The organism is Clostridium drakei, assembly GCF_000633595.2.
Taxonomy (GTDB): domain Bacteria; phylum Bacillota; class Clostridia; order Clostridiales; family Clostridiaceae; genus Clostridium_AM; species Clostridium_AM drakei.
Genome location: NZ_JIBU02000013.1, coordinates 105,305 through 118,890, shown reverse-complemented (window position 1 = coordinate 118,890; position 13,586 = coordinate 105,305). Strand labels below are relative to the sequence as shown.

At 27.1% G+C, this 13,586-nt stretch carries 16 protein-coding genes; all 16 read left to right on the top strand.

Annotated elements, in window-relative coordinates:
- The first annotated feature begins 19 nt into the window (after window positions 1–19).
- Window positions 20–283, top strand: coding sequence for a hypothetical protein (locus EG57_RS0207820; protein WP_032076685.1), 264 nt, complete (start codon window positions 20–22; stop codon window positions 281–283).
- Window positions 284–295: 12 nt separating this feature from the next.
- Entirely contained in the window at window positions 296–2,134 is a 1,839-nt protein-coding gene (locus EG57_RS0207815; protein ID WP_032076684.1) for a motility associated factor glycosyltransferase family protein, read from the top strand.
- Window positions 2,135–2,187: 53 nt separating this feature from the next.
- Window positions 2,188–3,093 (top strand): methyltransferase domain-containing protein, encoded by a 906-nt coding sequence (locus EG57_RS0207810; RefSeq protein WP_032076683.1) that lies wholly within the window; start codon window positions 2,188–2,190, stop codon window positions 3,091–3,093.
- Window positions 3,094–3,313: 220 nt separating this feature from the next.
- On the top strand, window positions 3,314–4,465 hold the full coding sequence (locus tag EG57_RS0207805) for an N-acetyl sugar amidotransferase (RefSeq protein ID WP_032076682.1): 1,152 nt from the start codon (window positions 3,314–3,316) through the stop codon (window positions 4,463–4,465).
- Between the two features lie 24 nt (window positions 4,466–4,489).
- Window positions 4,490–5,107 carry an imidazole glycerol phosphate synthase subunit HisH gene (gene hisH / locus EG57_RS0207800; RefSeq protein ID WP_032076681.1) on the top strand — a complete coding sequence of 206 codons (618 nt, stop codon included), beginning with the start codon at window positions 4,490–4,492 and terminating at the stop codon, window positions 5,105–5,107.
- 20 nt (window positions 5,108–5,127) lie between these two features.
- Window positions 5,128–5,883, top strand: a complete 756-nt coding sequence (gene hisF, locus EG57_RS0207795; RefSeq protein WP_032076680.1) for an imidazole glycerol phosphate synthase subunit HisF — start codon at window positions 5,128–5,130, stop codon at window positions 5,881–5,883.
- Between the two features lie 12 nt (window positions 5,884–5,895).
- Complete coding sequence (locus EG57_RS0207790; RefSeq protein WP_032076679.1) at window positions 5,896–6,630, top strand: cytidylyltransferase domain-containing protein; 735 nt, start codon at window positions 5,896–5,898, stop codon at window positions 6,628–6,630.
- Between the two features lie 27 nt (window positions 6,631–6,657).
- On the top strand, window positions 6,658–7,107 hold the full coding sequence (locus EG57_RS25385) for a GNAT family N-acetyltransferase (RefSeq protein WP_052037777.1): 450 nt from the start codon (window positions 6,658–6,660) through the stop codon (window positions 7,105–7,107).
- 9 nt (window positions 7,108–7,116) lie between these two features.
- Window positions 7,117–7,812, top strand: coding sequence for a formyl transferase (locus EG57_RS0207780; RefSeq protein ID WP_032076678.1), 696 nt, complete (start codon window positions 7,117–7,119; stop codon window positions 7,810–7,812).
- Window positions 7,805–8,488 carry a PIG-L deacetylase family protein gene (locus tag EG57_RS0207775; protein ID WP_032076677.1) on the top strand — a complete coding sequence of 228 codons (684 nt, stop codon included), beginning with the start codon at window positions 7,805–7,807 and terminating at the stop codon, window positions 8,486–8,488. Before EG57_RS0207780 ends, EG57_RS0207775 begins: the two co-directional genes overlap by 8 nt.
- 32 nt (window positions 8,489–8,520) lie before the next feature.
- Window positions 8,521–9,576, top strand: coding sequence for a pseudaminic acid synthase (gene pseI, locus EG57_RS0207770; protein WP_032076676.1), 1,056 nt, complete (start codon window positions 8,521–8,523; stop codon window positions 9,574–9,576).
- 122 nt (window positions 9,577–9,698) lie between these two features.
- Entirely contained in the window at window positions 9,699–10,715 is a 1,017-nt protein-coding gene (locus EG57_RS0207765; protein WP_032076675.1) for an SDR family NAD(P)-dependent oxidoreductase, read from the top strand.
- A gap of 33 nt (window positions 10,716–10,748) precedes the next feature.
- Window positions 10,749–11,807, top strand: coding sequence for a UDP-2,4-diacetamido-2,4,6-trideoxy-beta-L-altropyranose hydrolase (pseG, locus tag EG57_RS0207760; protein WP_032076674.1), 1,059 nt, complete (start codon window positions 10,749–10,751; stop codon window positions 11,805–11,807).
- Between the two features lie 49 nt (window positions 11,808–11,856).
- Entirely contained in the window at window positions 11,857–12,864 is a 1,008-nt protein-coding gene (locus tag EG57_RS0207755; RefSeq protein ID WP_032076673.1) for a dTDP-glucose 4,6-dehydratase, read from the top strand.
- A gap of 203 nt (window positions 12,865–13,067) precedes the next feature.
- A complete protein-coding gene (locus EG57_RS0207750) occupies window positions 13,068–13,298 on the top strand; it encodes a hypothetical protein (protein ID WP_052037775.1) in 231 nt (76 codons plus the stop codon).
- Window positions 13,299–13,381: 83 nt separating this feature from the next.
- The gene (locus tag EG57_RS25730) at window positions 13,382–13,549 is read left to right on the top strand and encodes a YjfB family protein (protein ID WP_084572181.1); all 168 of its coding nucleotides are present in this window, start codon (window positions 13,382–13,384) and stop codon (window positions 13,547–13,549) included.
- The last annotated feature ends 37 nt before the right edge of the window (window positions 13,550–13,586 follow it).

Here is a 13,586-nt window from a genome sequence, read left to right as displayed (position 1 = left end):
TAAGGATGTGTATTTAAAGATGAAAGAAATACTTGAGTTAAGTAGAGAAATTCAAAATGAAATATTTGAATATGATATTAAAAACGCTTTTGAAAATATAAATAGTCTAATAAATTCTCTGTCAAATGCATTAACTAGTATACCGCAAGAATATGCTGTTAATATGAATGAAATTTTTAATTATATGAACATATCTTTAGAAAATAAAGACTATTTAATATATAGTGATATTTTAAAATATGAATTAGAACCTCTTATTCATAAAATTGAAGTGTGTAAGTAGGAGGAAAATTGTATGAATCTTTATGAAAGAAATTTACGATACTTAAAATATAATAATAAACTATTATATAATTCTATATTAAAGGATGAATCTAAGTATTCTTCAAAAGTAGAGGTGGTAGAAGATAAGCTTAACTTATTAGTAGAGAATAATGGAAAAAAATGTTTTATTCATAGTTTGTATGATGAAAATAGAGAAATTTCTGAGATGTTTCGAAATATAGAATCAGATGTTGAAAACCTTGTTTTGTTTGGATTTGGATGTGGTATTGGAAAAGAATATATTGCGAATAATTTCAAAAAATTAAAAACAGTTATTATAATAGAACCAGATTTAAATCTTTTTAAAGAAGAGTTGCATTATATGGATATTGAAGATTTGGTTGGAAAATTAAACATAGTAACTTTTGTGGTAAACTTTAGAGAAGATCAAGTTATAAATATTATAGGAAAAAAAGTATTCGAAAATGTTTATGAAAAATTTAATATAGTTTATAATATATCTTATAGAACTCTTTATGAGGGTTATTATGAAAAAATTTATAAGGGTTTAAATAATTTTTTGAAAAATGTAATACTTAATTTAGGAACTAATGAGCATTTCTTATATGATTGGACTAAGAATAGTATAAATAATAGAAAAATGATGGCTTTGTCATTTAACTCATTTTGTAATAAATTTAGTAATATTCCAGCTATATTAGTATCAGCAGGAGCTTCTCTTGATAGAAATATTGAAGATCTAAAGCTTTTAAAGGATAAAGTTATTATAGCAGCAGCAGGTTCAGCAATAAAAATTTTAGATAGTAATGGTATTATTCCTCATTTTAGATTTGCAATTGATGGCACAGAAGAAGAAAAAGAAATATTTCAAAATATTAATACAGAAGCGTCACCATTATTTTTTTCGGATAGATTGTATGATGGAATATTACCTGAATATAAAGGAAAAAAAGTAAGAATGATTCTGAGTACAGATACTATGAGTAACTATTTTCAAAGTAGAATTGAGTCAAACTTTGAAACTATAATAAGTGCATTTTCTATATCTAATACAGCATTAGATGCTCTTGTTAAATTAGGATGTAGAAAAATTATATTATTGGGCCAAGATTTTTGTTATAAAGATAATCAGTATTATGCTAATGGATCATGGAGTAAATTAAATGGTATGGAGACAGTTGGAGTATTTCATTCTAACAAAACAAAAAATATTTTGGGAGAAGATGTTTATACTACAATACCATTATTAGGATTTAAGAATGTTATGGAAGAATATATTAAAGAGTGTACTGATGTGTCTTTTATAAATAGTTCATCTGGACTACTAATTGAAGGTGCTAAAAATAAAAAATTTAGGGATGTTATAAAAGAAGATTTAACCAATGATTTTCCAATTGATAACATTATAAATTCTATCTATGAAGAATTTGATGAGGAAAAAAATTTGCAAGAATTAATCAAATTGATGTTAAATGCAGAAGAACAAGTTGAGAATTTAACTCAAATTAACGAAGATAGAAAAAAAAGATTAAAAAAATTTCATAAATATAAAGAAAAAAAATTAGGCATAAATAGATTGATAAATGAATTAGAATATATAAAAAGTTATGAAAATAAATTAGAAGAGAAATCATTTTATAAGGAATATATAAAATCAGAATTATTAAAAACTAAGTTTAGCGCTATTGCTATAAAATATTCATATGTAGGTAAAGATAAGGTAAAAAAAATTGATTGTGAGGAAAATATATTACTAGGGTATACTGTGGAGTTGGAAAAATATTTAGAATTTTTAAATAAGCTACTTGTGAATAATATTAAAGAATTGAAGTCAAAGTTAATTATATAAACAATTCGAATGCAAATATAAAAATTTAATAAATATGTAGGTGATAATAAAAAATGGACAAAATAAGTATTTTGAATAAAGTTAAGGAAATATATTTACATAATGGCAATATAATAAGTTATTTAAAAAAAATAGATGGTGCAAAAAATAATTCAATTGAGGATATATTAATTAGTTATGATTTTCAATCTGGTAGCTATGATGAAGAATATAGTAAAGATCCCATATTAAATGATAAGTATAAATTGTATTGTTCATATATATCTAATATAATTTATAGCTTAGGTGAATACGATTCATTATTAGAAGTTGGCGTTGGTGATGGAACAACATTGGGAAATGTTTTGATTTTACTAAAAAAAATGCCACAACGGTGTTATGGATTTGATTTATCCTGGTCAAGAATTAAATATGCTAGAAATTTTTTGAAAAAGTTAAAGATAAATGATGTTAAATTATTTACAGCGGATCTATTTTCTACACCATTAAAAGATAATTCTATTGATATAGTATATACTTCTCATTCCATTGAGCCCAATGGAGGAAGGGAAAAAGATGCTCTTGTTGAGTTGTATCGCATAACAAACAAGTATTTAATATTGATAGAACCAGCTTATGAATTTGCAAGTGATAAAGCAAAAGAGAGAATGATAAAATGTGGATATATTACAAGATTATATTCAACGGCAAAAGGACTTGGATATAATATTGTTGAGCATAGATTGCTTGAGACAAGCTTAAATCCTTTAAATCCTACAGGAGTAATAATAATTAAAAAAGAATCTAATTTAAAAACTTCAAATCCATTATGTTGTCCAGTCACTAAAAGTAATATTATTCAAAAAGATAATGCTTATTATTCGAAAGATAGTCTTCTTGCTTACCCTATAATTGATGAAATTCCTTGCTTATTAGGACAAAATGCAATTATAGCAACAAAATTCTTAGACGATATTTAATTCTAAAATTTAACTGAAATTTTATTTAATAATTTTTAAAAATAACTAAGTAAATGAGAAATGATTTGACGGATTTTCAAAAACAAAGATTTGTATTTCAACAACGTAATCTATGAAAAATAAAGATCTTAATAAGAACACAATACCATATTATTTACAGGATAATTTTAAGAATGAAATAAAAGAAAATTAATATAAAAAAATAAATGGAGGGCCGACAATGATTAAATATTGCAGAAAATGTTTATTCCCAGAAACAAAACCGCACTTATATATAGATGAAGAAGGTATATGTAATGCTTGCAGAAATTATGAGGAACGCGTAGAAGTAGATTGGAATGAAAGAAAGAAAGAGTTAATAACAGTATTAGACAAATATAAATCAAAGGATGGAGCAAATTGGGATTGTATAATTCCTGTAAGTGGAGGAAAAGATAGCACTTATCAAGTAATAAAAATGATTGAGTTTGGAATGAATCCTTTATGTGTAACTGCAACTACCTGTGACTTATCAGATATAGGTAGAAAAAATATAGAAAATATAAAAAGATTAGGTGTTGATTATATTGAATTTACCAATAATAGAATTGTACGTGCAAAGTTAAATAAAATAGGTTTAAAACAGGTTGGAGATATATCATGGCCAGAACATGTCAGTATTTTTACTATACCTGTTAGGGCAGCTGTTCAATTTAATGTTCCTCTTATAATATGGGGAGAAAATTCACAAAATGAGTATGGTGGTCCAGCAGCAGCAAGTGAAAACAATATATTAGATAGAAGATGGCTTGAAGAGTTTGGTGGCCTTTTAGGAATGAGAGTTACAGATTTAATAGAATTAGATGGAATAGAAAAAAAACATTTAATACCTTATATGTATCCCACAAATGAAGAACTTAAAAGAGTAGGCGTTACAGGGTTGTTTTTAGGATATTATATTCCTTGGGATGGATATACTAATGCCTTAATAGCTGAAAATAATGGATTTACAACATATAATACTACGGTAGAAGGTTCAATTGTTGATTATGAAAATTTGGATAATTATCAAACAGGAATACATGATTATTTTAAATTTTTAAAGTTTGGATTTTGCCGAGCTACTGATATAGCATCCTTACATATAAGAAGAGGTAGACTTACAAGGGAAGATGCTTTGAAAATGGTAAAAAAACATGATGGAAAGTTTCCATGGACTTATTTGGGCAAACCTTTAGAGGACATACTAAAGCCTTTGGATATTACTGTAGATGAGTTTGTGAAAATATGTGATAAATTTACAAATAAAAAATTATTTTTAATTGATAAAAACGGTAAGTTGATAAAAGATAAAAATGGAAATTTAACTAAAATTAATTATGATAATGAATAATCTTATATTAAAAAGGTGTTGAACATGAAAGTATATATAATTGATTATGGCATGGGAAATTTAATGTCAGTTAAAAGAGCTTTTGAAGAATGTGAGGCTGATGAAGTGCGTATATGCAGCGAACCAGAAGAATTGTTTAGTGCTGATAGGATAGTTATTCCAGGAGTAGGTGCTTTTTATGATGGTATGAATAATCTTAATAGCAAAGGTTGGACTAAAGTAATAAAAAAAATAGCAATACAAGATAAAATTCCGATTTTAGGAATTTGTTTAGGTATGCAGTTGTTAGCTAGTAAAGGATATGAAGGAAAAGAAATAGAGGGATTAGGTTTAATAGATGGAGAAGTAAAAAAACTTGTCAGTAAGAATGAAAATGAAAGAATACCGCATGTAGGTTGGAATGAAATATATATGATTAATAATAGTGATTTATTTTTAGGGATAGATGAAAAAACAGATTTTTATTTTGTTCATAGTTATCATTTTATACCTAAATATGAACAAAGTATAATATCTAAAACTCCATATTGTGGAGGGTTTGTGTCAGCAATTTCCCAAAATAATGTATATGGTGTTCAGTTTCACCCAGAAAAAAGCCAAAAATCAGGATTTAGGATTATAAGAAACTTTTTAAGTATATAGTAATAATAGGAGAATAACTTATGTTAAAAGTTAGAATTATACCCACACTTTTATGGAAAGATGTTGGACTCGTTAAAGGAATAGGATTTAATAGTTGGAGAAGGATAGATACAGTTTTACCTGCCATTAAAGTTTATAATATGAGAGGAGTAGATGAACTTATATTATTAGATATAAGTTCAACAAATGAGAAAAGAGAACCTGATTATGAATCTGTAAAAGAATTTTCACAGGAATGTTTTATACCATTTACTGTTGGTGGTGGAATAAAGTCTATAGAAAATATAAAGAAACTTTTAAGATCAGGAGCAGATAAAGTTTCTATAAATACAGAGGCTTTCAATAACATTAATTTAATTAGAGAAGGAGCAAAAATGTTTGGAAGTCAGTGTATAGTAGTTAGTATAGATGCTAAAAAAGAAAATGGAAGATATTATTGTTATTCTCATTCCGGTACTAAGTGTACTGGGATTGAAGTTTCAAGATGGGCAAAAGAAATTGAAAAGAATGGAGCAGGAGAAATAATAATTACTTCCATAGAAAAAGATGGAACTATGGAAGGTTATGATATAGATTTAATTAATGAAATCACAAAAAATGTAAAAATACCAGTTATAGCCTCTGGTGGAGCTGGAAACTATGAAGATATGTTTAAAGCTATTAAGGACGGAAAAGCTTCAGCTGTTGCAGCTGCAAGTATATTTCATTTTACCGAAAAAACTCCTAGAGCGGCAAAGATGTTTTTGGCAAGTAAGGGTATACCCGTTAGAAAGTAAAGGTGATACTTAATGAATGTAGTTTGCATAGTACAAGCTAGAATTGGTTCTACTAGGTTACCAGGGAAAGTTTTAAAAAAAGTATGTGGTAAAACAGTATTGGAACATGATATTGATAGATTAAAAAGAGTTAAAAATATAGATGAGATAGTAATAGCAACTACAAATTTACAACAAGATGATATTATTGTTAAAGAATCAGAGCGATTAGGTGTAAAATATTTTAGAGGTTCTGAGAAAAATGTACTTTCAAGATATTATTACGCTGCAAAAGAAAATAATGCAGAAGTAATAGTTAGAGTTACAAGCGATTGTCCTCTTATAGATAGTGAAATTACAGAAGAAATTATACAATATTATATAGATAATAATTATAAATATGATTATGTAAGTAATACTGTTGCAAGAACTTATCCAAGAGGATTAGATACAGAAGTGTTTAGCTTTACTGCTTTAGAAAAAGCTTTTTGTGAGACAGTTTTAGATAAAGATAAAGAGCATGTAACTCCATATATATGGGAAGATACTAATACTTTTAAGTTGGGCTATTTTGTAAATGATATTGACTATTCTGATTTAAGATGGACATTAGATACAAAAGATGATTTTGAATTGATCAAGACGATATATGAACATTTATATTTAGAAAAAGGCAATGACTTTAATATGAAGGATATATTAAATTTATATGAAAATTATCCGCAATTAGCAGAAATCAATAAAAATATTGTGCAGAAAGAAATTTAAAGATTTTAAATATAGATGGTGATTAAAATGGGATTATTTTTAAGAAAAGTAAATTTAAACGATTGTGGTTTATTATTTGATTGGGCAAATGATGAAGAAGTTAGAAAAAATTCTTTTAATAAAAATAAAATATTATATGAAAATCATATTGATTGGTTTAATAGTATGATAAAATTAAACAATTGCATTATTTTCATATTATGTTATGATGACATTGATGTAGGACAAGTAAGAATTAACATTGAAAATAATTGTGGAATTATAGATTATAGTATAGATAAAAGGTATAGAGGAAGAGGATATGGATATAAAATTTTATATATGCTAGAAAAATATATTATAAGTGATTGTATTAATGTTAATAGATTGGTAGGCAATGTTAAAAATAGCAATATTAAGTCTCAGAAAGCTTTTGAAAAAAATAATTATAAGAAGATATTAGAAAAAGAATGTTTTATATATTTAAAGGAAATATAAGGTGATTATGTGAATATAATTATATCTACTACAAAAACATGGAATGTAAAAAATGCAAGAAAATTTAAAAATAAATACTTAAATAAATATAATGTTTTTATAATAAAAGAAAAAGAAGAGTTTACTTATGAAAAAGTTAAAAATATAAATCCAAAATATATTTTTTTTCCTCATTGGTCATGGATAATTAAAAAAGAAATATATATAAATTTTAATTGTATTGTATTTCATATGACAGATTTGCCTTTTGGAAGAGGGGGAAGCCCTCTTCAAAATCTTATAGCTTGTGGAATTAAAAATACAAAAATTTCTGCAATTAAAGTTGAGGCTGGAATTGATACAGGACTAATATATTTAAAGGAAGATTTAAATTTAAATGGGACTGCAGATGAAATTTTTATAAAGGCTTCAGATATTATATTTAATAAAATGATACCTTATATTATTGAAAATGCTATTATTCCAAAAGAACAAGTAGGAGAAGTTATAGAATTTAATAGAAGAAGGCCTGAACAAAGTCAATTAAAAGAAGAATTTTCTTTGGATAAAATCTATGATTATGTTCGTATGCTTGATGGAGAAGATTATCCAAGGGCTTTTTTAAAATTTGGTAAATATAAATTAGAATTTTCTAGAGCTAGTTTAAAAAGCGGAAAAATAATTGCTGATGTTGAAATAATAGATGAAGGTGATAAGGATGAATAAAAAAATTTTAGTTGTTGCAGCACATCCAGATGATGAATTGTTAGGAGTAGGAGCTACAATAGTTCATCATATTAAAAGTAATGATAAATGTTTTGCTTTGATTTTAGGTGAAGGAATAACTTCAAGATATGGTAAGAGAGATTTAGCAGATGTTTCAAATATAGAAGATCTTCATAAAGATACTTTGAAAGCGGCTAAAGTTATAGGATATGAAAAAGTTTATTTTGAGAATTTTCCAGATAACAGATTTGATTCAATAGATTTATTAGATGTTGTAAAAATAGTAGAAAAATATATAGAAGAGGTTAAACCTGATATTATATATACCCATCATAGTGGAGATTTAAATGTGGATCATAGAAAAACCTATGAAGCTGTTTTAACAGCTTCAAGACCTATTGAAAGTTATTGTGTTAAAGAAATTTATTCTTTTGAAACTGTGTCCTCTAGTGAGTGGAACTTTGAATATATTAATAGTTTTAAACCTAATTATTTTGTAGATGTAACATTTACTTTAGATAAAAAACTTAATTCTGTAAGTTTTTATAAAAGTGAAATGAGAAATTTTCCACATCCAAGGTCTATAGAAAATTTAGAAGTTACAGCTAAAAAGTGGGGGAGTGTAATTGGAACAAAATATGCAGAAGCTTTTGAAGTTGTTAGAATTATAAAATAAAAGGAAGTTGTACAAGGAAAGGTGATAAAATTATGAAGAAGAAACTAAAAATAGGTAATAGAACTATAAGTAATAATGATTCAGTTTTCATAGTAGCAGAAATTTCCGCAAATCACTTACATAATTTTAATAATGCAATAAAACTTATAAAAAAGGCAAAAGAAGTTGGTGTAGATGCAGTAAAATTACAAACATATACTGCAGATACTATGACTATAAATTGTGATAATAAATATTTTAAAATTAATCAAGGTACATTATGGGATGAAAGAACATTTTACGACTTATATAAAGAAGCATACACTCCCTGGGAATGGCAGCCTAAATTAAAAAAAATTGCAGAAGAAGAAGGACTTATATGTTTTTCATCACCTTTTGATAAAACAGCTGTGGATTTTTTAGATAATATGGATGTGCCTGCATATAAGATAGCTTCATTTGAAATAACCGATATACCACTTATAGAATACATAGCATCAAAAGGAAAGCCAGTTATTTTAGCTACAGGAATTGCTACTTTAAGCGATATAGAAGAAGCCGTTAATGCTTGTAGAAAAGTTGGCAATAATCAAATAGCCATTTTAAAATGTACAAGTGCATATCCAGCACCATATGAAGATATAAACTTGAAAACTATTCCTAATTTAGCGCAAACTTTTAATGTGATTTCAGGATTATCTGATCATACATTAGGCATTTCTGTACCTATAGCAGCTGTTGCACTTGGGGCTAAAATAGTAGAAAAACATTTCACCTTAAGCAGGTCTTATGGAGGTCCTGATGCAGCTTTTTCGCTAGAGCCAGAGGAATTAAAAACTATGGTTAAATCTATAAGAGAAACTGAGAAAGCTTTAGGAGAAGTTTCTTATAGGTTAACAGATAAAATGGAAAAGAGCAGAGAATTTTCACGTTCCTTATTTGTAGTTAAAGATATCAAAACAGGAGAAATTTTTACAGAAGAAAATATTCGTTCCATAAGACCAGGATTTGGACTTCATCCAAGATATTATAAAGAAGTAATTGGAAAAAAAGCTAATTATGATATTGAAAAAGGGGTTCCATTACAATGGAGTATGGTAAAGTTTTGAATAAAGGAATAGCAAGTTTAATGTTATAATGAACTAGTATGGTGTACTAGTTCTTAATTTTTAATAAAAATTAACGAATATAGAATTATAATGAAATAATTTGCATTTAGGAGTGTAAAAAAATGGGTTACTATACAGATAAAAAAGTATTAATAATAGGTGGAACAGGAACAATAGGGAAAGGTCTTATTAAAGAGTTAATAAAAGATAACCCAAGTGTAATAAGAATTTTTAGTAGGGATGAGTACAAACAATTTGTTATGGAAAAACAATTTAAACATGGTGAATTATTTAGATATTTAATTGGAGATGTTAGAGATTATGAAAGATTAGAAAGAGCCATGTGCGACGTCGATATAGTATTTAATCTGGCAGCTATGAAGCATGTACCTTCCTGTGAGTATAATCCTACAGAAGCCATTAAGACTAATATTGAAGGTATGGAAAATGTAATAAAGGCTGCTATGCATAATAATGTAGAATCTGTAGTATTTACAAGTTCTGATAAAGCCATAAATCCAACCAATACTTATGGAGCTACTAAACTTTTAGCTGAAAAACTTGTACAAGCTGCAAATTTTAGTAAAGGGTACGTAAGGACTAGATTTGTGGCTGTACGATTTGGTAATGTTATGGGTTCAAGAGGTTCGGTTATTCCTCTGTTTAAAAATCAGATAGAGGAAGATAGATGTATAACTGTTACGGACTCAACTATGACAAGGTTTATGATGACATTAAGCCAGGCTGTAAAGCTTATTATGACAGCAGGAGAAAAGGCTTATGGTGGAGAAGCTTTTGTTCTTAAAATGCCTATAGTAAAGCTGCAGGATTTAGCTGAAGTTGTATTGGAGGAAACTTGTAAAAAAATTAAGATACCACGTGAAGAAATAGATATTAAACACATTGGCTTAAGAGCTGGTGAAAGGAAATTTGAAGAACTTATGACTAAAGAGGAATCAGAATTTGCTTATGATCTTGGCAGCATGTATTCTGTAATACCTCCAACTTATGCTAATGAATTGGAAAGATATTATACTAATGAGATTAAGGCGGAAGTTGGAAGTTATAATTCTTCAAGTATGGATGTGATGTCTAAAGAACAATTAAGAACTATGCTTTTAGAAGAAAATCTTATTTAAATATAATTGAGCAAATATTAAGTAGGTGATTTTTTGGAAATAGCAATTCGTGCTGATGGAGGAGCTAAAATAGGCATGGGACATATTATGCGTACTTTAGTTTTAGCAAAAGAGTTAAAAAATAAGAATAATCATGTTTTTTACATATGCAGGGTAGATAATTTTACATATGATATTAAGAATTTAAATAACGAAACTTATGGTTTTAATCATAATGAATTTATAAAAAATTATGTTTCAGATAAATATAAAATGGGCATAGAAAAAATTTTATCAGTAGGCTTTAAAGTTTATTTTGTAAGAGAAAATTTTTTGATTAGCGATATGATGAACATAAAAGCAGATTTATTAATTACTGATAGTTATGATATTGATGAATATTATTTTAGCAAAACAAAGAATGCATTTTCTAGAACAGCTTATATAGATGATATGAATTTATATTATTATGATGTGGATTTTTTAATAAATCAAAATATAGGTGCCGAAAAGTTTAATTATAAGACCAATGAGAATTCAAAATTACTATGCGGATGTAAGTATGTTATGTTAAGAAAAGAATTTAAAAATATTGAAGAAAAATGTGTGCCTGAAACAGTGAAGAATATAATGATTACTGTAGGAGGAGCGGATCCAAATAATATTACATTAAAATTATTATCTTGGGTTAAGTCTTTAAATTATAATTTTCATGTAGTTATAGGACCTTCTTTTAATAATATAGAACAGCTAAAGGAATTTGAAAGTGCAAGGATAAAGCTGTATCATAATGTGGATATGTGTTCATTAATGCAAAAGGTTGATATGGCAGTATCAGCTTGCGGAAGTACTTTATATGAATTAGCAGCTTGTAAAGTTCCTACTATTGGAATTATAATAGCAGATAATCAACAAGGTATAGCTTGTGAAATGCATAAACAAGGGATAATAAGAAATATAGGCTGGTATAATGAATTAGATGAAGATACATTTATAAAAGCTATTGGGGATATAAGTGACAATTATGATTTAAGAAAAAATATGGGCTTAAAGGCTTCAAAGCTTATAGATGGCAAGGGAGCAGAGAGAATAAGCAATATAATTACAGCATAAATTTTATTCTAGTTATAACTGCAAAATTTTTGATATGGAGTGATGAGTAATGAATATTTTAGTAACTGGAGGAGCTGGATTTATAGGTCGTTGGGTAGTAAAAAGATTACTAGAAGATAATCATAAAATAGTGGCTTTGGATAATCTATCTAATGGAAGAATGGAAAACATAGAAGAGTTTAAGAACAATGAGAATTTTAAATTTATAATTGGAGACATAAAAGATAATAAAATTTTAGAACAAGTATTTAAAGAAAAATTTGATATAGTATATCATTTAGCAGCATCTATAAATGTTCAAGACAGTATAGATGATCCAAGAACCACATTTTTTAATGATACTGTTGGAACCTTCAACATACTTGAAAGAGCAAAAGTACAAATGTTTGGTAAGAATGGAAGAATGGATGGAGACGGTTGGATTCTAGATTCTTCAGAGGATACTTATCCATGTAAGGTGGTATTTATGAGTACTTGTATGGTATATGATATAGCAAATGAAACAGGAATTTCTGAAGATCATCCTATAAAGCCTGTATCTCCCTATGGAGGAAGTAAAATAGCAGCAGAAAATATGGTATTATCCTATTATAATGCATATAAGCTGCCAACTGTAGTTATAAGACCTTTTAATACTTATGGTCCATTTCAGAAAACTGGTGGAGAAGGAGGAGTTGTAGCAATTTTTATAAATAATTCAATTCATGGTAGAGATATAAATATATATGGATCAGGTGAACAAACACGAGATTTACTTTATGTTAAGGATTGTGCAAGATTCGTAGTTATGTCAGGCTATTCTGAAAAAGTGAATGGGCAAATAGTAAATGCAGGAACTGGAAGAGATGTTACTATAAATAAATTAGCAGAAGTTATTACAAAGGATAGAGTTTGCATAAAACACATAAAACATATTCATCCTCAGAGTGAAATAATGAAATTGAAGTGTAATTATGAAAAAGCTAAAAGTTCAATTGGTTGGGAACCACAATATACTTTAGAACAAGGAATTGAAGAAACAGAACAGTGGATAAGAGTTACTAAATTATTGAAGTAATAATTTATATATTGAATTTATAACAATTAAATGAAAGTAAATATGGTAAAATATATAGTGTAGAAAATATTGTTTTGTCAGCAAAATGTGAAATTCATACTAAATTTAGTGAAAAAGAAAAATAATTGTATATTTATTTAGTATGTTAAGTTTGTAAGAATATTAATAATTATTAAGTGTACATTAAGAGAAGAGTTGATTAAGTGATATATGAAGAAGATGAAAATTTAAAAAAGTTGCAGGAAGAGTTAGAGTGGGTAAAGTATAGAATCAAAATGCTTGATATTATGGAAAGAAAATTGTTAGAAATGAAGCGCATTGCACAAAATGCAGGGAATAATATTAGTATCAAGGAAAGAGAAGAATTAAATAAGAAAATCAAATATTTAGAATCACAAATTAAGGGTATTGATGAGGAAAGCAGATATATATAAATATAAAAGGTATACTTAAGATAATTATTAAATCAACGAAATATAGTAATAAGTTGGAAAAATTATTAAAAGGGGATGGGAATATGGATATAGCGTCATTAGCAGTTGGAATGAGTCAATGTAAGGTAATGGAAGAGGCTAGTATATCAGTGATGAAAATGGCTATGGATAGTGGAAAACAAAATGCAAAAGAAATGACAGAAATGATTTCAGATCCTAATGTTGGACAAAATTTTGATTCAAGAGGATAAAAGTGCTAATTTATCTATGTACAAGGTTAAATATTAT